This window comes from Proteiniphilum acetatigenes DSM 18083, from assembly GCF_000380985.1.
Classification (GTDB): Bacteria; Bacteroidota; Bacteroidia; order Bacteroidales; family Dysgonomonadaceae; genus Proteiniphilum; species Proteiniphilum acetatigenes.
This window is the reverse complement of sequence record NZ_KB905700.1, coordinates 22,333-43,979: the sequence shown is the minus strand read 5'-3', so window position 1 is coordinate 43,979 and position 21,647 is coordinate 22,333. Positions and strand designations below refer to the sequence as shown.

General features: G+C 44.7%; 22 protein-coding genes. 19 read left to right on the top strand and 3 right to left on the bottom strand.

Features of this window, described 5'->3' with window-relative positions; genetic code table 11:
• The first annotated feature begins 11 nt into the window (after positions 1–11).
• From F597_RS0113485 to F597_RS0113475, 3 genes are all read left to right on the top strand, one after another.
• Positions 12–785 (top strand): isocitrate lyase/PEP mutase family protein, encoded by a 774-nt coding sequence (locus tag F597_RS0113485; protein WP_019540282.1) that lies wholly within the window; start codon positions 12–14, stop codon positions 783–785.
• Between the two features lie 259 nt (positions 786–1,044).
• On the top strand, positions 1,045–2,910 hold the full coding sequence (locus F597_RS0113480; protein WP_019540281.1) for a 2-oxoacid:acceptor oxidoreductase subunit alpha: 1,866 nt from the start codon (positions 1,045–1,047) through the stop codon (positions 2,908–2,910).
• A gap of 1 nt (position 2,911) precedes the next feature.
• On the top strand, positions 2,912–3,961 hold the full coding sequence (locus F597_RS0113475) for a 2-oxoacid:ferredoxin oxidoreductase subunit beta (RefSeq protein WP_019540280.1): 1,050 nt from the start codon (positions 2,912–2,914) through the stop codon (positions 3,959–3,961).
• Positions 3,962–4,030: 69 nt separating this feature from the next.
• On the opposite strand, the gene F597_RS0113470 is transcribed toward F597_RS0113475, so the two are convergent.
• Positions 4,031–5,215, bottom strand: coding sequence for a proline dehydrogenase family protein (locus F597_RS0113470; protein WP_019540279.1), 1,185 nt, complete (start codon positions 5,213–5,215; stop codon positions 4,031–4,033).
• A gap of 292 nt (positions 5,216–5,507) precedes the next feature.
• Between F597_RS0113470 and pruA the strand changes: the two genes are divergently transcribed.
• The 13 genes from pruA to F597_RS0113405 all read left to right on the top strand — a co-directional run bounded on the left by pruA (position 5,508) and on the right by F597_RS0113405 (position 18,014).
• Entirely contained in the window at positions 5,508–7,139 is a 1,632-nt protein-coding gene (gene pruA / locus F597_RS0113465; protein WP_019540278.1) for an L-glutamate gamma-semialdehyde dehydrogenase, read from the top strand.
• A 102-nt stretch (positions 7,140–7,241) separates the two neighbouring features.
• Positions 7,242–7,958, top strand: coding sequence for a DUF6994 family protein (locus F597_RS0113460; protein WP_019540277.1), 717 nt, complete (start codon positions 7,242–7,244; stop codon positions 7,956–7,958).
• A 173-nt stretch (positions 7,959–8,131) separates the two neighbouring features.
• Complete coding sequence (locus F597_RS0113455) at positions 8,132–8,824, top strand: SMUG2 DNA glycosylase family protein (protein WP_019540276.1); 693 nt, start codon at positions 8,132–8,134, stop codon at positions 8,822–8,824.
• 192 nt (positions 8,825–9,016) lie between these two features.
• Positions 9,017–9,724, top strand: a complete 708-nt coding sequence (gene cmk / locus F597_RS0113450; RefSeq protein WP_019540275.1) for a (d)CMP kinase — start codon at positions 9,017–9,019, stop codon at positions 9,722–9,724.
• Positions 9,711–10,604, top strand: coding sequence for a 4-hydroxy-3-methylbut-2-enyl diphosphate reductase (locus tag F597_RS0113445; RefSeq protein ID WP_019540274.1), 894 nt, complete (start codon positions 9,711–9,713; stop codon positions 10,602–10,604). Before cmk ends, F597_RS0113445 begins: the two co-directional genes overlap by 14 nt.
• Before the next feature lie 119 nt (positions 10,605–10,723).
• The gene (gene pfkA / locus F597_RS0113440) at positions 10,724–11,707 is read left to right on the top strand and encodes a 6-phosphofructokinase (RefSeq protein WP_019540273.1); all 984 of its coding nucleotides are present in this window, start codon (positions 10,724–10,726) and stop codon (positions 11,705–11,707) included.
• A gap of 114 nt (positions 11,708–11,821) precedes the next feature.
• A complete protein-coding gene (gene mce, locus F597_RS0113435) occupies positions 11,822–12,229 on the top strand; it encodes a methylmalonyl-CoA epimerase (RefSeq protein WP_019540272.1) in 408 nt (135 codons plus the stop codon).
• A gap of 212 nt (positions 12,230–12,441) precedes the next feature.
• Positions 12,442–14,004, top strand: coding sequence for an acyl-CoA carboxylase subunit beta (locus F597_RS0113430; RefSeq protein WP_026327457.1), 1,563 nt, complete (start codon positions 12,442–12,444; stop codon positions 14,002–14,004).
• 12 nt (positions 14,005–14,016) lie between these two features.
• Positions 14,017–14,922 (top strand): OadG family transporter subunit, encoded by a 906-nt coding sequence (locus tag F597_RS0113425; protein ID WP_019540270.1) that lies wholly within the window; start codon positions 14,017–14,019, stop codon positions 14,920–14,922.
• 27 nt (positions 14,923–14,949) lie between these two features.
• Complete coding sequence (locus F597_RS0113420) at positions 14,950–15,387, top strand: acetyl-CoA carboxylase biotin carboxyl carrier protein (protein ID WP_019540269.1); 438 nt, start codon at positions 14,950–14,952, stop codon at positions 15,385–15,387.
• A 15-nt stretch (positions 15,388–15,402) separates the two neighbouring features.
• Positions 15,403–16,560 (top strand): sodium ion-translocating decarboxylase subunit beta, encoded by a 1,158-nt coding sequence (locus F597_RS0113415; protein ID WP_019540268.1) that lies wholly within the window; start codon positions 15,403–15,405, stop codon positions 16,558–16,560.
• Positions 16,561–16,661: 101 nt separating this feature from the next.
• On the top strand, positions 16,662–17,819 hold the full coding sequence (locus tag F597_RS0113410) for a sodium ion-translocating decarboxylase subunit beta (RefSeq protein ID WP_019540267.1): 1,158 nt from the start codon (positions 16,662–16,664) through the stop codon (positions 17,817–17,819).
• Positions 17,820–17,831: 12 nt separating this feature from the next.
• On the top strand, positions 17,832–18,014 hold the full coding sequence (locus tag F597_RS0113405) for a hypothetical protein (protein ID WP_019540266.1): 183 nt from the start codon (positions 17,832–17,834) through the stop codon (positions 18,012–18,014).
• An 82-nt stretch (positions 18,015–18,096) separates the two neighbouring features.
• On the opposite strand, the gene F597_RS0113400 is transcribed toward F597_RS0113405, so the two are convergent.
• The gene (locus F597_RS0113400) at positions 18,097–18,993 is read right to left on the bottom strand and encodes an NAD kinase (protein WP_019540265.1); all 897 of its coding nucleotides are present in this window, start codon (positions 18,991–18,993) and stop codon (positions 18,097–18,099) included.
• A gap of 161 nt (positions 18,994–19,154) precedes the next feature.
• A complete protein-coding gene (locus tag F597_RS20835) occupies positions 19,155–19,532 on the bottom strand; it encodes a hypothetical protein (RefSeq protein ID WP_019540264.1) in 378 nt (125 codons plus the stop codon).
• A gap of 102 nt (positions 19,533–19,634) precedes the next feature.
• Between F597_RS20835 and F597_RS0113390 the strand changes: the two genes are divergently transcribed.
• The 3 genes from F597_RS0113390 (at position 19,635) to F597_RS0113380 (ending at position 21,639) form a co-directional block, all read left to right on the top strand.
• Entirely contained in the window at positions 19,635–20,366 is a 732-nt protein-coding gene (locus F597_RS0113390; protein WP_026327456.1) for a pyridoxine 5'-phosphate synthase, read from the top strand.
• A gap of 121 nt (positions 20,367–20,487) precedes the next feature.
• Positions 20,488–21,144, top strand: coding sequence for a MotA/TolQ/ExbB proton channel family protein (locus tag F597_RS0113385; protein WP_245542042.1), 657 nt, complete (start codon positions 20,488–20,490; stop codon positions 21,142–21,144).
• An 87-nt stretch (positions 21,145–21,231) separates the two neighbouring features.
• Positions 21,232–21,639, top strand: a complete 408-nt coding sequence (locus F597_RS0113380) for an ExbD/TolR family protein (protein WP_019540261.1) — start codon at positions 21,232–21,234, stop codon at positions 21,637–21,639.
• Positions 21,640–21,647: the final 8 nt, after the last annotated feature.

Genomic DNA, 21,647 nt, shown 5'->3' with positions numbered 1-21,647 from the left:
AATCACCCAATATGTCGAAGATCAACGATTTCAGAAGACTCCATTCCGGTGACGAACCATTTCTCCTCGGGAACGTATGGGACGCCAAAAGTGCACAATTGGCAGAAAAAGCAGGTTATAAAGCGGTCGGCATCTCCGGGCACGCCATTGCAGAAAATCTCGGCTACCGGGACGGCGAAGATATGAGTTTCAACGAATTGTTGTTCGTTGTGGACAGAATCATCAAATCGGTTTCTATTCCCGTTTCAGTGGATATCGACGGCGGATATGGCAGGAGCATAGGCAAAGTGAACGAACATATTGGTCAGCTCGTAAAAATGGGTGCGGCAGGTATTAATATTGAAGACTCTGTAGTAAAAGACGAAAAACGAATCCTGGTGGAAACCGGGAAATTCGCTAAAATCATAGATGGTATCCGTATGTTTTTGTCGGGACAGAAATCGAAACTTTTTGTCAATGTCCGTATCGATACATACGTAACCAAACAACCCGACCCGCTGGAAGAAACATTGAAACGCGTCAGGCTTTTCGAAGAGGCCGGTGCCGACGGCATATTTGTGCCACTGCTTTCGAATGATAAAGAAATAACTAAGGTGGTACAAAGTACAAAATTGCCCTTCAATGTGTATTTACAGCCCGAAACGCCCTCGTTTTCCAAACTAAAACAAATAGGTGTAAAGCGTATCAGCAGTGGTGCAGCCCTTCATGCCCAAAGCTACGCTAAAGCATACGAATTGTATTCCCTTCTCATACACGAAAAGCGTTTCGGCAAATTATTCCAATAAAAAACATACCTGAAAAATAGATTCAGCCTTTCCATCGAAAATATTTGCTTTTTCGGCAAGTCTTTTATTACTTTGCAAATAATTTTAATATGATTATCTGCAAAATTATGTACCCATGATCTAACTCCATTGATTAGAGCGGAGCAGATGGGTTTTTAGCACAAGAAAGCGATAATCTGGTAAGAGCCTCCGCAAATATGATTTTGCTTTGCGGAGTTGTAATATTGCATTATAATTTATTCAACAACCACATAAAATTATGCCAACGAATCCGGTCGTGACCGACATTAAACAAGTAACCATTCGTTTTTCAGGCGATTCCGGTGATGGTATGCAACTTTCAGGGACATTGTTCTCTACGTTATCGGCTATTTTCGGGAATGAAATTGCCACATTCCCCGATTTTCCCGCTGAAATTCGCGCCCCGCAAGGTTCATTGCATGGCGTTTCGGGATTTCAGGTGCGGATTGGCGCCAAAGATGTATATAATTCAGGCGACAAGACCGATGTACTGGTCGCCATGAATCCTGCTGCACTTAAAGTGAACGCTCCATTTTTGAAAAGGGGGTCTATTGTGCTGTTTGACACCGATTCATTCCAAAAAAGAGACCTCGACAAGGCACTTTTCCAAACATTAGATCCGTTTGCAGAACTCAATCTGGATTACGTGCAACCGATCGGGGTGAATATCACCACTCTGACAAAAGCTTCGCTGGAAGACTCAGGACTGGAAAATAAAGAGATACTCCGCAGCAAGAATATGTTTGCGCTGGGTATTGTATGCTGGCTTTTCAACCGTCCGTTGGAAATAGCCGATAAGCTGCTCGAACAGAAGTTTTCAAAAAAACCATTATTGGTAAAGGCCAATATAAAAGCGCTCACCGACGGCTACAACTACGGGAACAACACCGACATGACCGCTTCCACTTATCGGATCGAACCCATTGAGTCGACCAAAGGTTTCTATACTGATATTAATGGAAACACTGCAACGGCATACGGGTTGATTGCCGCTTCCGAAAAGGCGGGCGTGGAACTCTTCCTCGGCTCCTATCCTATTACCCCTGCGACCGACATCCTGCAGGAACTTTCCAAACGGAAGGATTTTGGGGTGAAGGCTCTGCAAATGGAAGACGAAATTGCCGGGATCACCTCATCCATCGGTGCAAGTTTTGCGGGTTGCCTGGCAGCCACTTCCACATCCGGTCCGGGATTGTCGCTCAAAAGCGAGGCATTGGGTCTGGCCGTGATGACCGAACTCCCTCTGGTGGTGATTGACGTGCAACGCAGTGGCCCTTCCACAGGAATGCCTACCAAGAGCGAACAGAGTGACCTCAACCAGGCACTTTACGGACGTAACGGCGAGAGCCCGCTGGTAGTGATGGCGGCAGCATCGCCTACCGACTGCTTTGAAAGCGCTTTTGAGGCTTCAAAGATAGCATTGGAACATATGACGCCCGTTATTCTGCTTACCGACGGTTATATCGCCAACGGTTCATCGGCATGGAGAATTCCCGAGATGAATGACTATCCGGATATTAAACCTCCCTATGTACAGAATAAATATAACGGAAACGCAGAAGAATGGAAGCCTTATTTCCGTGACGAAGAGACACTCGTCAGGTATTGGGGTGTACCGGGTACTCCGGAATACATGCACCGCATTGGCGGATTGGAAAAAGACCGTCTTACCGGTGTGATCTCGTCGAATCCCGACAACCATCAGTTGATGGTAAATATCCGTAAGGCGAAGATCGAAAAAATAGCCGATTTTATCCCTGAACAGAAGGTAACCGGCGATAAAGATGCCGATACGCTGATCGTGGGATGGGGCGGCACATACGGCCATCTGCTGGAAACTTCATTACGCCTCATGGCAAACGGAAAGAAAGTAGCCTACACTCACTTCAGGCATATCTGTCCCCTTCCCCGAAACACCCATGAACTGCTGAAGAAATATAAAAAAGTGATCGTGGCAGAACAGAACGACGGACAGTTTGCCGCTTACCTGAGCGGCAAGTTCCAGGATCTGGATAATATTCATAAATACAACAGGGTGGAAGGACAACCGTTCAAGGTAAGTACATTGATCGAGGAGTTTACGAAAATCATGGAGGAAAAGTAATATGGAAGTAACAGAAATAGCAGCAAAAGAACTGAGATATCAAAAACATCTGCCGAAAGACTACAAAAGCGAAAATGCCATTCGCTGGTGTCCGGGTTGTGGCGATTATGCCATTCTAACCAGCCTTCAAAAAGCGATGGCTGAGTTGAATATTGATCCTCATAAGATAGCAGTCATCTCCGGAATCGGATGTTCATCGCGTCTGCCCTATTACATGAACACCTATGGTTTTCACAGCATCCACGGCCGCGCGGCAGCCATCGCCACAGGAGTGAAGGTGGCTAATCCCGAACTGAGCGTATGGGTAGCCACCGGTGACGGCGACTCACTGGCAATCGGCGGAAATCATTTTATTCATGCGATCCGACGGAATGTAGATATAAATATTTTACTTTTCAATAACAAGATATACGGTCTGACAAAAGGACAATACTCTCCCACCTCCGACAGAGGGTTTGTTTCCAAATCTTCCCCGTTCGGGACGATAGAAGAGCCTTTCCGTCCGGCAGAACTGACTTTCGGAGCACGGGGTACTTTCTTCGCCCGGGCTATCGACGTGGACATCAAGAACCAGACGGAAGTAATGTCTGAAGCTGCTAAACATAAAGGGACTTCGGTAGTGGAAGTGTTACAGAACTGCGTGATCTTCAATGATGGTATCCATAATAAAACGAGTGACCGTAACTGGAAAGCAGATAATACCTTGATACTGAGACATGGAGAGAAAATGATCTTCGGTAAGGAGGAGAACAGGGGAATTGTACTCGATGGGTGGAACCTCAAAGCGGTAACCATTGGAGAGGACGGCTACACAATAGACGACGTACTGGTACACGATGCCACCACCAGGGATAATACTTTACATATGAAACTGGCATTGATGGATATTGCCGATGGACTCCCCGTGGCACTGGGAGTGATCCGCAGCGTGAAAGAACCTACATACGAAAAAGAATACGAAAAACAGATCGAAGAAATACAAATGATGACGCCAAAAAGGTCATTCACGGAATTCCTGCTGAACTCGTCCAATATATGGGAGGTTAAATGATGTGATGATGTGATGATTTACTGATTAGCAGATTGAATCATCATATCATTAAATCAGTAAATCAACTAATCAATTACGTCTCCGTTTTATTTCTGTCCGGATCATCTTCAGTTCGCGGTTCGTCTGTCCCTTGACTGATGAATTCTCTTCGGCACGACGGAACAGATAGGGCATCATGGTCTTTACTGCTCCGTAAGGAACGTATTTTGCAACATTGTATCCTTTCCCGGCAAGATTATAGGTGATATGGTCGCTCATGCCATACAGTTGCGAAAAATAGATTCCCCGATGGTTTCTCGGCAGATTGTACTCATCGATCAGACGGGCCAGCAATAACGAACTTTCTTCATTGTGCGTGGCAACCATAAAGTCAATGGTATCCAGATGCTCCATAAAATAACGGGTAATATCATTAAAATCGCGATCCGTAGCTGGTTTATCTGGTTGGATAGGTGATGGATACCCTCGTTCAGCAGCGCGGTTACGCTCTTTCTCCATATAGGCGCCCCGCACGATCTTCAGTCCGAATTTAAATCCTCCCTCCAACGCCATACGGTGATGCTGTTTGATCCGCTCTATACTATCGTGACGATACATCTGGTAGGTGTTTTGCACAATAGCCTTCTCTTTGTTATAGCGTGACATGAGATTCATCACCATCTCATCCAGTACCGGCTGTATCCACGTCTCTTCGGCATCGATCAGCACCGGTACATCCAGTTCAAATCCCCGTCTGAAGATAGCATCCACACGCTCCTCCACACGCCGGAATTCATCTTTTTCCTCGTCGGCCAGAGGCTGTTGCTCACTCACTTTGGCAAGCAAATCGAAGCGTGCCACCCCCGTGATCTTGAACACGCTGAATGGCACATTCTTATGGTTGCCGGCAAACTCAACGGTACGTATTACTTCCCGGCACGTAGCATCGAAGGCATCATCCGATTCCTCTCCCTCCTGCGCATAATCGAGAATAGAATCCACATTGCACCGGGCAAGACGGGCAATCGTCTTGCTACAATCTTCAATAGACACTCCTCCTACAAAATGCCTGTAAATAGTATTGCGGATAATACCTTCCACAGGAAAATGGACGGTAAACGCAAAATTAACCAGATGTTTGCCTATATTTACCAGCATACGGCTATTCATCACCCTGAAGAGCTGATACGCTTGTTTTAAACTTGCATTGGATAGATCGCGAAAGGCGATTTCCGTATTTTCAAAATTGACCGGTAGCGTTTCCTTCGATTGCATGTGTTATCTGTAAGAGTGTTATATAAGAGTATTGTAAAGGTCCACAAAAGTAACAAAAAGATTTTATTCTTTTGTCAGCGGAAAAAAATCTTATTTTCGTCAATTACATTTTTTTTAATGAAACGAGCATATAAGTCGATTTGATGATCCCGATAAATCGGGACAGGTAGTGGCGATGTGCCGATTTGATAAATAATCGTATGAAAACTTTCCGGTGAGACAGCTTCATCAAATTTTTTTTGGTAAATTTGTCACATTCAATTAGTAAAAACCTCATTAAACAGATTAACTTATGTCTAAAGGAGTCTTTCAATTACCCGAAGTAAAAAATGAACCTGTCAGGAGCTATGCTCCGGGGACGCCCGAAAGAGCAGCATTAAAACAGAAACTGGCCGAGCTTAACCAGGGAGGGCTTGACCTGCCGATGACCATCGGAGGAAAAGAAGTACGTACCGGCAACCTGAAGGATATCCGTCCTCCCCACAACCACGGCCATCTTCTGGGATATTACCACCAGGGCGACAAAACACATGTGCAGGCGGCCATCGATGCAGCACTAAAGGCTAAACCGGGATGGGAAGCAATGCGTTGGGAAAGCCGTGCAGCCATCTTCCTGAAGGCAGCCGAACTGATTGCCGGCCCTTATCGTTACGATTTCAATGCCGTTACCATGATAGGTCAATCAAAGAATGCTTATCAATCCGAAATAGATGCGGTATGCGAATTAATAGATTTCTACCGCTATAACGTGAAGAATATGGATGAGATATACCGGATGCAGCCCAACTCTTCTCCCGGCATCTGGAACCGCATGATATGGCGTCCACTCGAAGGATTCATCTTCGCACTTACACCATTTAATTTCACCTCCATTGCAGGAAACCTGCCCGGTGCCCCTGCGTTGATGGGAAATACCGTGGTATGGAAACCTTCAAAGACGGCTATTTACTCTGCACACCTTATTATGAAAGTGTTACAGGAAGCCGGACTACCTGATGGTGTGATCAACCTCGTCTATGCCGATGGAAGGGATGCCGCCGATGTGATCTTCAACCACCGTGACTTTGCCGGCCTGCACTTTACCGGTTCCACCGGAGTATTCAACAGCATGTGGCGCACTATTGCCGGAAATATGTCGAAATATAAATCCTATCCCCGTATCGTGGGAGAAACGGGAGGAAAAGACTATGTCTTTGCCGATGCGACAGCCAATGCAAAACAGGTGGCTACAGCACTTACCCGAGGCGCATTTGAATACCAGGGACAGAAATGTTCGGCTGCTTCCCGCGCCTATATCCCCACCACTCTCTGGGAGGATGTAAAGAAGTTTGTAAGTGATGATCTCGCTAAAATAAAAACCGGTGTGGTGGAAGATTTCTCCAATTTCGTGAATGCAGTGATCGACGAAGATTCGTTTGATAAACTGGCAAAGGCTATCGACGACGCCAAAGCGTCACCCGATGCAGAGATCGTCTGTGGCGGCACCTACGACAAATCGGAAGGTTATTTCATCCATCCCACTGTTATTCTGGCGAAAAAACCTGATTATATCACAATGAAAGAAGAGCTTTTCGGGCCGATACTCACTGTATATCTGTACGAACCGGCAGACCTCGACAAGACGCTGGATATCCTCGATACAACTACAGACTATGCGCTTACAGGCGCGATCTTCTCTGCCGACAGGGCCAATATCGAAAAGATGACTGCCCGGTTGACGCATACCGCCGGGAATTTCTATATCAACGACAAGCCCACCGGTGCCGTGGTCGACCAGCAGCCGTTCGGCGGCGGACGTGCTTCGGGAACCAATGACAAGGCCGGCTCGGTATTCAACCTGCTCCGTTGGGTATCCCCGCAATGTATCAAGGAAACGTTCGTTCCCGCAACGGACTTTATGTATCCGAACTTCCTGGAGGAGTAATTACAGAGAGCTATCCCGCTCCAGATAAAGGCGGGATAGCCTCTATATATAATGATTTTTCCGAGACAAGGGTCGAATCAACGAATTGCATGTTAATATGCCATGAAAGATCCAACAATTGATATATATTATAATTTTTACACTGACGCGGAAGGCGGAGATCCCGACAGCACCAGTCCAACACTCCGGAGATACCACAAAATATTATGGAGTAAGCCCCTGCCTAATGGTGAAAATTTTGAATTGTCGGATAACCAAGACAACATTTATTTATATCACAAATCACAGCTCGGGGAATTCTTTTTGGGAAGCGATGCCATTACACATTCATACAGAAACCACAAACACAAGCAGTGGCTTACAAAACAAATTCCGGGAGAAGTAGACGAACTTTTTGATACCGGTTCCACCATTGGGGCGTACATTATCTTTCCAAATAACGGAATTGCCGGCAATCACACAATTAACCAAGCACGCGGAGTGAATGGTTTAATTGATGATCGATTCGACTTAACCTTAGAATGTATCCGGCGGTTTTATTCAGGGCAAACAAGTCCGCTTTATGAGACTTTATTGAGATACAAGAATTTCTTCGATTTGTTTGACAATTTTACCGGTTATATTCATTTCTTTTTATTGCAAGATCTAATCGATGAAAGCCTAAAAATCAAGTTCTATTTGCCCTTTGATGATTTCAAAAACCCACCAGCATTTTCCAATACTGATGAATATCTATTATATAAAAAAGGAGTGATGAATTTTATAAGGCAAAGGAACAAACGAATAAAAGATTATGTCCAACATTTAAAGCCTACATAGAATGGCAAAACCTATAAAATATAGACAACCTTTGAGTAAAATTTACCCGGCTCTTAAGAAAGGTGCCTTAGAGCCATTGTTAATAGTGTCTTAGAGCCATTACTAACGCGCCCTACAAACATTATGGCAACACAACAAATGTACCTGTTTCTTCTTTATTTGGATAACATGGCATGGAAATAGAAAATTTGGCAGATAAAATTATTGCTTTCAATCGGGAATTGCACTATTCCGGAGAGCTGCCCGAAGGATTCCAGGTATTGAACCCCTTTCTGGAAAATCCCGAAACGATGCCGGCCATGCAGGCATTTTACCGTAAATATTATAACGACACGAACCGGCGTAAATTCATCATCGGTATTAATCCAAGCCGCCACGGAGCGGGAGTAACGGGTGTCCCCTTCACCGATACCAAACGACTGGAAAGTGTCTGTGGGATCACCATGCATTCAGCCCATACCCACGAGGTTTCTTCCGTGTTCATGTATGATATGATCGCGGCTTACGGCGGTGCGGATGAATTTTACAGCCACTTTTACATCAACTCACCCTTCCCGCTGGCAATCATCCGCCAAACAAAAGACGGCAACTGGCTTAACGCCAACTACTATGATGATAAAGAACTGTTTGAAACGGTAAAAGGGTTTATGATTGCATCGCTCAAAAAACATATCGAGACAGGACTCGATACTTCTGAAGTATATATCCTCGGGAAAAAGAATGCCGATTTCATTGCAAAACTGAACAAAGAGGAGAAACTTTTCGACAGGATGACAATATTGGAGCATCCGCGTTATATCCAGCAATACAAGTCGAAAGAGAAACAGTTCTATATCGACAAATACCTGCTGGCATTCGGGGAATAAGATCGCAACGGGATGTTGACGTGACTCGGTCGCTCCACTTTTCCGGCTCCTGTACCAACCTGTCGGAATATCTGTTAAATAACTATTTCACAAAAACATTCTATCTTTGTACTTTGTTTATTTCATTCAGGATATTTACCCATTGCAGGTTATCGCGGGGAAACAACGGATAAAGAGATTGATCATTTGGATATGCACGCAAAAAAGATTAATATTGCCATCGACGGTTTTTCCTCGTGCGGCAAAAGTACAATGGCCAAAGACCTGGCCAGAAAATTGGGTTATACCTATATCGACAGTGGAGCCATGTATCGCGCTGTTGCCCTGTACGCCATCAGGAAAGGGTGGATCACGGGAACAACGATGGACGAAGAAGCCCTTCGCAAGCATGTTTCGGAGATAAAGATAACATTTGCTCCTAATGCACAGGGCAACCAGGATACTTACCTGAACGGAGAAAATGTGGAAGATGATATCCGTACTTTAGAAGTGGCTAATGGTGCCAGTCGGGTAAGCACGCTCGGTTTTGTACGGAAAGAATTAGTACGGCAGCAGCAGGAGATGGGGAAAGAGAAGGGGGTGGTGATGGATGGCCGCGATATAGGTACGGTTGTTCTTCCGGATGCCGAATTAAAACTCTTCGTCACTGCCCCACCAGCAATACGGGCACAACGTCGTTTTGATGAGATGAAAGCCAAAGGGATCAACCCACCGGCTTATGAAGATATATTGGCGAATGTAAAGGAACGCGACCTGCGTGACACTACGCGGGCCGAGAGTCCGCTACGTAAAGCCGATGATGCAATTGAACTCGACAATACGTACGTAGATATCGAGGGACAACTGCAATGGGCATTGGATATGTTTAACAGAATCATAGCAAAAAATGAGCAAAATTGAAATAGACAGGCAGTCCGGTTGCTGTTTCGGGGTGGAGAAAGCTATTATCAGGGCGGAAGAGGAGCTGAAAAAAGGAGGCACCCTCTATTGCCTGGGTGACATCGTACACAATAACATAGAAGTAGAACGTCTGGAAAAGATGGGGATGATCACTATCAACCATGAGCAGTTCAAGCAACTGAAGAATGTAAAGGTATTACTTCGTGCACACGGCGAACCGCCCAGCACCTACGAAATAGCGAAACAGAACAATATAGAATTGATTGATGCTTCCTGCCCGGTGGTGCTGGGATTACAAAAACGGATCAAGAAAAAATACACACATGCAGAAAGCGACGATGCCCAGGTTGTTATTTTCGGTAAAAAGGGACATGCGGAGGTAAACGGACTGCTTGGACAGACGGATGAATCAGCCATTGTAATTGAGAGCAAAGAGGAGATAGACAAATTAGACTTTACAAAAGATATCAGCCTCTTTTCTCAAACAACCAAATCGCTTGAAGGTTTTCGTGAAGTAGGAGAACTGATTAAATCACGTATGCAGGGCGACGCTAAATTTGAATTCTACGACACCATCTGCCGGCAGGTATCGAACAGGGTTCCCAATATACAGGAGTTTGCAGAAAATCATGATCTCATCTTCTTTATTGCCGGAGAGAAGAGTTCCAACGGCAAAGTACTGTTTGCCGAATGTAAGAAAAAGAATCCCAACTCATACCTGATTCACCATCCGGATGAGATCGACCCATCTCTTTTGAAAGAAGATATCAGGATAGGTATTTGCGGAGCGACCTCCACGCCTATGTGGCAAATGGAGGCTGTAGCTGAGAACATCGCAAAACTACAACCCCAGATGCAAGTCGAAAAAGCTGCTTTTTAAGCAGCTTTTTTTTGTATGCATCATTAAAAAAATCTATCTTTGCGCTTCGTTATTTAAAAGGATTTTTCAAGAAGTTCACATAAATAACGGCCAAATCTTCAAAGACTAACATTTCAATTATGGACTCTAATATAAAAAGTGTCGGCGTCCTCACTTCGGGAGGAGATGCACCCGGCATGAATGCAGCCATTCGTGCGGTAACACGTGCCGGGATATTCAATAACATGAAAGTGTATGGAATTTACAGAGGATATAGAGGATTGATCTCAGACGAGATTGTGGAGTTCAAAACCAATAGTGTAAGTAATATCATACAGCAGGGAGGTACCATGCTGAAAACAGCCCGCTCGGCAGATTTTATGACTCAAGAGGGGCGAAGGATGGCATACGAAAACATGCAGAAACATGGCATCGAGGCGTTAGTTGTGATTGGAGGTGACGGTTCTCTCACGGGTGCCGCTATTTTCGCCAATGAATATAACATACCGGTGGTAGGGCTTCCCGGCACTATTGATAATGACCTGAACGGTACCGACACAACTATCGGATACGATACAGCACTGAACACCATCATGCAATCGATGGACAAAATACGGGATACAGCCACTTCACATGAGCGTCTGTTCTTCATAGAGGTGATGGGGCGTAATTGCGGTTACCTGGCGCTCAACAGTGCTATTGCCTCTGGAGCCGAAGCAGCGATTATCCCCGAAATAAGTATAGAAAAAGACCAGTTGGCAGAACTCATTGAGCAGGGTTTCCGCAAATCAAAAAACAGCAGCATGGTGCTTGTCACCGAAAGTGAAGTGACCGGTGGAGCCATCAAATTAGCGGAACGGGTAAAAACAGAGTATCCCCAATACGATGTTCGCGTTTCCATACTCGGACACCTGCAGCGGGGCGGTTCGCCCACCGCGCAGGACCGTATCCTTGCAAGCCGTATGGGGGTTGCAGCCATACAGGCATTAATGGAATATCAACGTAACGTAATGATCGGTATCCGGGAGAATGAGATCGTATATGTTCCGTTTAAAAGAGCGATAAAGAAAGATAGGGAAATCAGCAGGGAAATGTTGGAGGTATTACGTATCTCCTCTATCTGACGATTACGCCTTTCTACCTTTCTTCCAAAATAAATATGCGTTTTTTATTCTATTTTATGATTGAAAGACGTACATTTGCAGTCAAACTCTGAAATATCATAAGATTATAATAATATGAAGATTACACACATCGAGCACATCGGGATAGCCGTAAAGAGTATTGAAGAGCAACTCCCTTATTATGAAGGGATTTTGGGCCTGAAATGCTATAACATTGAGACTGTAGAAGATCAAAAAGTAAAAACTGCATTTTTCATGGTGGGACAAACCAAGATTGAATTACTGGAACCGACCGATGAAGAAAGTACTATCGCTAAATTTATTGAAAAAAAAGGTGAAGGGATACATCATATTGCCTATGCCACGGAAAATGTAAACGAGGCATTGAAAGAAATGGAAGACAAAGGCGTACGATTGATAGACCGGGAAGCACGTGGAGGTGCTGAAGGGTTGCGTATCGCATTCTTACATCCCAAATCTACCGGTGGCGTTCTCACCGAACTATGCGAACATCCCGAATAATCCGGAGAAACTTCTTTTCCAACACTATCATCTAGAAAAATTCTTACACCAAACAATATAGTAAAGCAACAGGTCTCAAAAGATATTAGTCATTTGTTCTCAACAACAAAGAGCAGTTGATTATGAACTGAAACAAAAAACAAACTTGTTTGAATTTTGGTGAAGTAAAAGCCGTTGCAAAAACCTATTTCGTTTTAAATAAACATTTTTATATGAGCAACCAACTCGAAAAAGTCAAAGAGCTTATCCAACTGCGTGAAAAAGCTCGTTTAGGGGGTGGCGAAAAAAGAATCGAAGCGCAACACCTCAAAGGAAAATACACGGCACGCGAAAGACTCGACATGCTTCTGGATGAAGGAAGTTTTGAGGAATTCGACATGTTCGTGGAACATCGTTGCCACAACTTCGGAATGGAAAAAACCAAATTCCTGGGAGACGGGGTGGTAACAGGTTATGGAACCATTTACGGACGTCTGGTGTATGTTTTCGCACAGGATTTCACTGTATCCGGAGGATCCCTGTCAGAGATGCATGCACAAAAGATTTGTAAAGTAATGGATCAGGCGCTGAAAATGGGTGCTCCTGTTATTGGCATCAATGACTCAGGGGGTGCACGTATTCAGGAAGGTATCAATGCGTTGGGAGGTTATGCCGAGATATTCCAACGTAACATCCTCGCCTCGGGTGTGATCCCCCAGATTTCAGGGATCTTCGGGCCTTGTGCCGGAGGTGCAGTTTACTCCCCTGCCCTTACCGACTTTATCATCATGACCCAGGGAACTTCTTATATGTTCCTCACCGGGCCGAAAGTAGTAAAAACCGTAACGGGTGAAGATGTGACCCAAGAACAACTGGGAGGTGCTTCAGTTCACTCTTCCAAATCAGGAGTTTCCCAATTCCAGGTACAAACCGAAGAGGACGGATTGAAACTGATCCGTCAACTGCTCAGCTTTATTCCGCAGAACAATCTGGAAGAAGCACCTTTGCAGCCTAACGATGATCCAATCGACAGGCTGGATGACGCACTCAACGATATTATCCCCGACAGCCCCAACAAACCATATGATATGTATGAAGTGATTGGTGCTATCATTGATAAGGGAGAGTTCCTGGAAGTACATGCCGATTATGCAAAAAACATCATTGTAGGTTTTGCCCGTTTCAACGGTCAATCGGTCGGGATTGTAGCCAACCAGCCTAAATTCCTTGCCGGTGTGCTCGATATCAATGCTTCGCGTAAAGCAGCCCGTTTTGTCCGTTTCTGCGACGCTTTCAACATACCTATCGTTTCATTGGTAGATGTACCCGGTTTCCTTCCCGGAACAGGACAGGAATATGGAGGAGTAATCACCCACGGCGCTAAATTGCTCTACGCTTATGGCGAAGCGACTGTGCCAAAAGTAACCGTTACGTTACGCAAATCTTACGGTGGAGCACATATCGTGATGAGTTGTAAACAACTCCGTGGTGATATCAACTACGCATGGCCCACGGCTGAAATTGCTGTTATGGGAGCAGATGGGGCCGTGGAAGTGCTTTACAGCAAGGAGATTGCAGCTGAGAAAGATCCTGAAAAGATGACAGCAGTAAAAGAGGAGAAGAAGAAAGAATACAATGATCTTTTTACGAACCCCTATGTAGCTGCACGTTACGGATATATTGACGATGTGATTGAGCCGCGGAACACCCGTTTCCGTGTCATTCGTGCATTGCAACAACTGCAGACAAAAAAATTGCAGAATCCGCCCAAGAAGCACGACAATCTACCTCTTTAAAAGCAGTTGAATATGAGAAATTATACAATAATATTATTTCTTTTCACCGCAGCGCTGTTGTTCTCCGGATGTAGTGCCAAACTGAAAAATCCGGCCTGGGTCATCAACGAGGTCATGGTTCTCAACGAGAGCAGCTATATGGATGATTATGGACAACGGAACGGATGGATTGAGATATACAACAATACGGCAAGAACGCAGGACTTGGGAGGGCGATACCTCACCAACGACCGCAATAATCCGAAAAAGTATCCGATCCCCAGAGGGGACGTCCTCACCAGGATACCTCCTCATCAGCATGCTCTTTTCTGGGCGGACAACGAACCTTTTAACGGAACGTTCCACGTGAGTTTCAAACTCGACCCTACAAAAGAGAACTATATCGCACTCTATGATAACGACGGGAAGACATTGCTGGACGAAATCGTGATCCCGGCCGGGATACTCGCGGATCAGACCTATGGCTATACTCAGGATGGTATAAAATACGACGAGGAAGGTAACATTCTCGCTACCCGTCTTGAAAGGGTAACTCCCAGCAGCAATAACGCCATTCTGGAAGAAAATCCCAAAGTGGTAAGTCTTCAGGAAACCGATGCATGGGGTGGCATGCTTACCATCACCTCCATGTTAGTGGTATTTTTCGCTCTGATTGCTTTGTATCTCTTCTTCAAATCATCGGGGAATATAGCCAAGAGAATGTCGGAAAGGAAAGTGGCCCAAAGTGGTACGCTCTCTGCTGTGAGAAGCCATACTCATCTGTCGGGTGAGGTATTGGCTGCTATCTCTGCCGCCATTCACGAGATGAGAGAAGATGAGCATGATCTGGAATCCACAATCCTCACCATCCAACATGTGAAGAGGAATTATTCACCATGGAGTTCCAAGCTTCAGTCACTAAGGCAGTTACCGAAATAAAACAAAGAATAAAGATAAAATAATAATATGAAAGAGTTCAATTATAAAATCAACGGTGCCCCCTACAGGGTAGTGGTTAACAAATCAGACACTGATTTAGTGGAGCTTGAAGTGAACGGTACACCCTACACGGTTGAAATAACACCAAAAGCCAAAAAACCAAAAGCTGTCGTGCAGCGCCATAGTACGCCCGCAACACCAGCACAGAGTTCAACTAGTCATCTTGTAACAAAACCAGCCGGGCCTGCCGGTAAGAATACCATTCAATCCCCACTTCCCGGTGTCATACTGGATATTCGCTGCAAGGTGGGTGATACGGTAAAAAAAGGACAAACCCTGATGATCCTTGAGGCAATGAAGATGGAAAACAATATCCTTGCCAACGGAAATGGAAAAGTAACGGAAATTCTTATCCAGAAAGGAGATTCAGTTCTCGAAGGAGCTGATCTCGTAGTCATTGAATAAAATCAAGGATTGATTATGAACACATTATTATCATTAACAGACAATCTACGAACGTTCTGGGGCTACACCGGATTTGCGAATGCCGAAACGGGCCATATTGTAATGATCCTCGTGGGGTTGTTCTTTATCTACCTTGCCGTAAAGAAAGAGTACGAACCCCTGCTACTGATCCCTATCGGATTTGGTATCCTTATCGGAAATATTCCATTCAATGAAGCTGCCAACCTGCAAGTGGGAATTTATGAAGAAGGTTCTGTATTCAACATACTATATCAGGGAGTAGTACAAGGATGGTACCCACCATTGATATTTCTCGGTATCGGGGCCATGACAGACTTCTCTTCTTTGATAGCCAACCCTAAGTTGATCCTCATTGGAGCAGCCGCTCAATTCGGGATTTTCGGAGCTTATATAATAGCTTTGCAACTGGGATTTGCACCCAATGAAGCAGGAGCAATCGGTATCATTGGTGGTGCAGACGGCCCTACAGCCATCTTTACCACATCCAAACTGGCCCCACACCTGTTGGGAGCGGTAGCTATCTCGGCATACTCCTATATGGCATTGGTACCGGTAATACAACCACCCTTTATGCGGATGCTGACAACAAAAAAAGAACGGGTTATCAAAATGAAAACACCTCGTGTGGTTTCACAAACCGAAAAAGTACTGTTTCCCATTATGGGATTATTGCTGACTGCGTTTCTGGTACCATCCGGACTTCCGCTGTTAGGGATGCTATTCTTCGGTAACCTGTTGAAAGAATCGGGGGTAACCCGTCGTCTTGCTGAAACAGCCCGTGGCCCGCTAATCGACACCATAACCATTCTCCTGGGACTCACCGTAGGTGCCTCGACACAAGCCACTACTTTCATACGGTGGGAGTCTCTAAAAGTATTTGCTATCGGGGCACTTTCATTTATTATCGCTACCTGTGCAGGAATTCTCTTCGTGAAGTTTATGAACCTCTTTTTAGGGAAAGATAAAAAGATCAATCCGTTGATCGGAAACTCAGGGGTTTCTGCCGTACCCGACTCCGCCCGTATCTCTCAACATGTTGGGATGGAATATGATCCCAGCAACTACTTGTTGATGCATGCTATGGGTCCCAATGTGGCCGGCGTGATCGGATCGGCAGTAGCGGCCGGTATCCTGTTGGGATTCCTCTATTAAGAAAAGATTATACGTTATGTAAAGAGGTGGGGCAGTAGCCTCGCCTCTTTACATAACACGAAGTAGCGCATACAAAACTGAATTTAAAAGATTACTATTTTATGGGCTTAGAAGAACTGTTACCGGCAATAGCCGGTATGACCTGGCAACATCTGGTGATGATTGGCGTGGGACTTATCCTTATTTATCTCGCTATTGCCAAGAATTACGAACCAACACTATTACTGCCGATGGGGTTTGGCGCTATTTTAGTGAATATTCCCCTCTCTTCGGCGCTCACACAAATCGATCCCGCTACAGGACAGGCCGTAGAAGGTGTTCTCAATGTCTTCTTCGATGCCGGTATTGCTACCGAGATCTTCCCATTACTGATATTTATCGCCATCGGGGCTATGATCGATTTCTCACCGCTATTCAGAAATCCATCGCTACTACTGTTCGGTGCGGCTGCACAATTCGGTATCTTCCTCACAATGATGTTTGCCACATTACTGGGCTATGATATCCGCGAAGCAGCATCCATTGGTATTATAGGTGCAGCCGACGGACCTACCTCCATCGTGGTGGCTTCACGTTTTGCACCCAACCTGCTGGGGCCCATCTCTGTGGCAGCTTATTCCTATATGGCGCTCGTACCTATTATTCAACCGCCGGTCATCCGCTTGCTGACCTCACGCAAGGAACGGCTTATAAGAATGTCATCTGCCAACCACAATAATAAGAGAATATCGAAAAAAGCGCTTATTGCCTTCCCTATTGTAATTACCATTGCAGCAGGTATCATCGCTCCCTCTTCCCTGTCGTTGATCGGCTTCCTGATGTTCGGTAACCTGATTCGTGAGTGCGGTGTATTGAATAAGTTATCTCAATCGGCACAGAACGAACTGTCGAGCCTGGTTACCATACTGCTTGGTATAACTATTGCCAGCACAATGACGGCTGATAGATTTATCCGTACGGATACGTTGATTATTATCGCCCTCGGGCTTTTCGCCTTTATTTTCGATACTTTTGGCGGGGTGATCTTCGCAAAATTCCTGAACCTGTTCCGTAAAGAGGGTAATAAAATCAATCCGATGATAGGCGCCTGTGGTATTTCGGCATTCCCGATGTCGGCCCGTGTGATCCATCAGATGGGACAGAAAGAAGATCCCTACAACTATCTGCTTATGCCGGCTATCAGTGCCAATGTTGGCGGCCAGATAGGCTCGGTAGTGGCAGGGGGTATTATATTGACATTAGTTCCATTACTCGCTTAAAAAACAACCAACATGACACCGACAATACAAACAGCATTGTTCATCGCCGTGGTAGGATTGGCAGGGATTTTTGTTTTTATGTCCTTCTTCTACCTGATCATTCTTGCGCTCGACAAATACCTGCCCTACCAGGAAGAAAAGCCTGTGGAAGAGTTTATTGAAGAGATATCCGAAGAGGAGGAAAGTGAAGAATGAAGAATGAAGAATTAGAGCCTTTGAGCCGTTAATAATGAAGAGGGGGAGTGAAAGGTGAAGGACAGCACCGGGAAATGGTACGTCATTTTTGTTGCTTCCTTACATCTGCTCCCCACATCAGTTTGTCCCGCAGTGTTTCATAGAAGGTATGGCCAATCCGTTTCACCACACGGAGCGTGTAATCATCCTTTCTCACCTGGATACTTACCGATTCGTCCAATACACGCGATTCTCCATCCACTGAGACAAGAAACATATGGCTACGACTTTCCACTTTCAATGAGATGATACTGCTGTCGTCTACCACTAACGATCTGGATGTAAGATTGTGAGGAGCAATGGCTGAAAGGATAATGCTGGGTGTAGTGGGTGATAAAATAGAACCGCCAATACTCAATGAATAGGCAGTAGATCCTGTTGGTGTCGATATCACCAATCCGTCCGCCTGGTAAGAAGTCAGATAATCATTGTTGATATAAGCATGGATCGAGAGCATAGAGGCTGTATCCTGTTTCAGGATGGCCACTTCGTTGAGAGCATGCACATTGAAATGTTCCGGAGGAAAGGCTTCATCGGTCGACAACTTCAGTAATGTACGCTCTTCTACTTTATATGAACCTTCCATTACCTCTTGTAGGGTCTCTTCCATATCGGCATAATTAATAGCTGCCAAGAAACCCAACCGCCCCGTATTGATACCCAAAATAGGAATACCCGAATCACCTACGGTGCCGGCCGTTCTCAGGAAAGTACCATCCCCTCCCACACTCACCACCATATCTACCGGAGGTAATTTCTCCTCGAGTGTGCAGAGCGGAGCGATCCGCTGGCGGAGAGGGGCCGGCAGGCTATAAAAAAAATTCACAGGTAGACATAACTCACCCCCGTTTCGCCTGATAGCTTCACATACCCCGCATATCTGCTCTTCGGCTTTAGCAGTCCTGTCGGGGAACATACTCCCGAATAAAGCAAATTTCATCTCGTTTATTTTTAGAAGTTTAGAAGTCTGAAGTTAAGAAGTGGAGAATTACTAATTATCAATTACCAATTACCAATTAGCAGTCTCAAAAAAATTTCATTTTTCACTTTTAATTTTTCACTTTTCACTTAAATCACTTTTCCACTTTTCCACCTTATTTATTACATATTCAAATAGTACATCAGTTCATCTAACCGTTCTTTTTGCTTATCGGTTACTTCTCCTTCCTTCATGAAATAATACACCACATTATAATTAAATCGTTCAAAGCTTCTTAAAAGTACGGTCACATCATCCGTATCGAGTTTTAAAGAGACCAAAAGAAATTCTCCTCCTGAAATAGGTATGACGTTGAGAGCTGTTATATGTGCATTATTACTTTCCACAATCCGGGTTATCTCAGTAAGCGTATAATCTTTCAACGGAACTTCCAGAATAATAAGGGAATTTTCCATCTTGGAAAGTTCCGTAAACTGTTCTGGAGTAAACGATGAACTGAATTTTTCCACCTGTTCTTTGATAAATTCTTTAGTCGACATTGCGCAAAACGGTTATTTCGTATTACTTTTGTATCTGATTTACAAAGATGGCAAAATTTTGCCTATTTGAAAGTTCCTACGGGTTTTTATTTTTTTCTTTTTATGACCAAACTCAGTGTAAATGTAAACAAAGTAGCTACTTTGAGAAATGCGCGCGGTGGAAATATCCCCGATCTGGTGCAGGTGGTTATCGATTGCCAGCTTTTCGGAGCAGAAGGCATTACGGTACATCCCCGTCCCGATCAGCGCCACATCCGCTATACCGATGTATTTGATTTACAGGCAAAAGTATATACGGAATTCAATATCGAGGGGAATCCTACGCCGGAATTCATCTCTCTGATCAGAAAAATCAGACCCACACAGGTAACGCTTGTACCCGACTCCCATGATGCTATCACCTCAGACGCGGGATGGGATACCGTTACACATAAAGATTTTCTGACCGATGTTGTCAATGAGTTTCAGGCAATGGGGGTACGCACCTCCATTTTCATCAATGCCAATCCGGAAATGGTACGGATGGCGTCGCAAATCGGTACTGACCGAGTTGAACTCTATACGGGTCCTTACGCCGAAGCATACCGGGCAGACAGGGAAAAGGCGATAGCACCCTTTATTGAAGCTGCCACTCTGGCGAAAAACCTCGGATTAGGCGTAAATGCAGGGCACGATCTGAATCTGGAGAACCTCGCTTACCTTTACCAGAATATCCCCTGGCTAAAAGAAGTATCAATAGGTCATTCGCTCATTAGCGATGCTCTCTACATGGGGTTGAAAGAAACAATAAAAGCGTATAAAAATTGTTTAAAAGAGTCTCCAGAAGAGGTTTGACTATCCAAATTGACTATCTTTATCCGCAAAACAAATCAGAATGTAAATATAATAATCGCGTGAAATGAATTTATTGCAAATACCGGTGCCGGGAGATACAGCCCAGGCAATTTATGACACCATGCAGCAAGTAGCGACTGCCGAGACCGAAGCTGTCACAATGAATGCTTTCGATCTTGCCCTGAAAGGCGGTTGGTTGATGATCGTTCTGCTCATCCTTCTGCTGATGACTATTTATGTTCTTATTGAGAGAACATTAGTTATCAACAAAGAAAGCAAAGAGGACAATTCATTTATGAATCGCATCAAAGATTATATCCACGACGGTAAAATCGACGCTGCGGTTGCACTCTGCCGCAATACCGACACTCCTTCAGCCCGTATGGTGGAAAAAGGTATTTCCCGTTTAGGGAGACCCACAGCGGATGTGATGTCTGCCATTGAAAACCAGGGAAATATTGAGATTTCTAAGTTGGAAAAGGGATTACAGGTACTGGCTACTTCTGCATCGGGTGCTCCTATGGTTGGGTTCCTTGGTACCGTGACAGGAATGGTGAGTGCTTTTATGAGTATGGCAAACGCAGGGGCTAACGTGAGTATAACCACCCTTTCCGCCGGTATTTACGAAGCATTGGTGACTACCGTTGCCGGGCTTATTGTGGGGATTATTGCACTATTTGCTTACAACTATCTCACCACTCGGATCAAGGGAATTGTAAATAGATTAGAGATGAGAATCATGGAGTTCATGGATATTCTCAATGAACCGGCAGCTTAATTGATGTGATGATGTGTTGATTATCATCAAATCACCAAACTACCCAATCATCAAATCAATAAATCAACAAATCAACAAATCAATAAAATGGCTTTAAAACAACGGTTTACAATAGAGACTAATTTCAGCATGGCATCCATGACAGATGTGATCTTCCTGCTGCTTATTTTCTTTATGATCACCTCTACCTTTGTCGTACCTAATTCCATACAGGTGTTATTGCCAAGGTCTCAGCAACAGACCCAAGCAAAACCTATTACACGGGTAACGATAGACAAGGATCTTAATTATTACGTGGCAAATGCCAATGAAACGGAACGGCAGGTATCTTTCGAAGATATCACACCTTTCCTGCAATCGGTCTATTCGGCCGATCCCAGTATATTCGTCGCACTTTATGCAGATGAGACCGTCCCCTACCGGGAAATTGTCCGTGTGCTGGATATTGCCAATCAGAACCAATTCAAAATGGTACTGATGACGCGACCGAATTAAAAAATAAG

Excerpts from the sequence above, each read along its gene's own strand:
- F597_RS0113480 (WP_019540281.1), top strand. The coding sequence starts at position 1,045 with ATGCCAACGAATCCGGTCGTGACCGACATTAAACAAGTAACCATTCGT.
- cmk (WP_019540275.1), top strand. The coding sequence starts at position 9,017 with ATGCACGCAAAAAAGATTAATATTGCCATCGACGGTTTTTCCTCGTGC.
- F597_RS0113405 (WP_019540266.1), top strand. The coding sequence starts at position 17,832 with ATGACACCGACAATACAAACAGCATTGTTCATCGCCGTGGTAGGATTG.
- pfkA (WP_019540273.1), top strand. The coding sequence starts at position 10,724 with ATGGACTCTAATATAAAAAGTGTCGGCGTCCTCACTTCGGGAGGAGAT.
- F597_RS20835 (WP_019540264.1), bottom strand. The coding sequence starts at position 19,532 with ATGTCGACTAAAGAATTTATCAAAGAACAGGTGGAAAAATTCAGTTCA.
- F597_RS0113425 (WP_019540270.1), top strand. The coding sequence starts at position 14,017 with ATGAGAAATTATACAATAATATTATTTCTTTTCACCGCAGCGCTGTTG.
- mce (WP_019540272.1), top strand. The coding sequence starts at position 11,822 with ATGAAGATTACACACATCGAGCACATCGGGATAGCCGTAAAGAGTATT.
- F597_RS0113415 (WP_019540268.1), top strand. The coding sequence starts at position 15,403 with ATGAACACATTATTATCATTAACAGACAATCTACGAACGTTCTGGGGC.
- F597_RS0113390 (WP_026327456.1), top strand. The coding sequence starts at position 19,635 with ATGACCAAACTCAGTGTAAATGTAAACAAAGTAGCTACTTTGAGAAAT.
- F597_RS0113475 (WP_019540280.1), top strand. The coding sequence starts at position 2,912 with ATGGAAGTAACAGAAATAGCAGCAAAAGAACTGAGATATCAAAAACAT.
- F597_RS0113445 (WP_019540274.1), top strand. The coding sequence starts at position 9,711 with ATGAGCAAAATTGAAATAGACAGGCAGTCCGGTTGCTGTTTCGGGGTG.
- F597_RS0113420 (WP_019540269.1), top strand. The coding sequence starts at position 14,950 with ATGAAAGAGTTCAATTATAAAATCAACGGTGCCCCCTACAGGGTAGTG.
- F597_RS0113485 (WP_019540282.1), top strand. The coding sequence starts at position 12 with ATGTCGAAGATCAACGATTTCAGAAGACTCCATTCCGGTGACGAACCA.
- pruA (WP_019540278.1), top strand. The coding sequence starts at position 5,508 with ATGTCTAAAGGAGTCTTTCAATTACCCGAAGTAAAAAATGAACCTGTC.
- F597_RS0113385 (WP_245542042.1), top strand. The coding sequence starts at position 20,488 with ATGCAGCAAGTAGCGACTGCCGAGACCGAAGCTGTCACAATGAATGCT.
- F597_RS0113460 (WP_019540277.1), top strand. The coding sequence starts at position 7,242 with ATGAAAGATCCAACAATTGATATATATTATAATTTTTACACTGACGCG.
- F597_RS0113455 (WP_019540276.1), top strand. The coding sequence starts at position 8,132 with ATGGAAATAGAAAATTTGGCAGATAAAATTATTGCTTTCAATCGGGAA.
- F597_RS0113400 (WP_019540265.1), bottom strand. The coding sequence starts at position 18,993 with ATGAAATTTGCTTTATTCGGGAGTATGTTCCCCGACAGGACTGCTAAA.
- F597_RS0113410 (WP_019540267.1), top strand. The coding sequence starts at position 16,662 with ATGGGCTTAGAAGAACTGTTACCGGCAATAGCCGGTATGACCTGGCAA.
- F597_RS0113380 (WP_019540261.1), top strand. The coding sequence starts at position 21,232 with ATGGCTTTAAAACAACGGTTTACAATAGAGACTAATTTCAGCATGGCA.
- F597_RS0113430 (WP_026327457.1), top strand. The coding sequence starts at position 12,442 with ATGAGCAACCAACTCGAAAAAGTCAAAGAGCTTATCCAACTGCGTGAA.
- F597_RS0113470 (WP_019540279.1), bottom strand. The coding sequence starts at position 5,215 with ATGCAATCGAAGGAAACGCTACCGGTCAATTTTGAAAATACGGAAATC.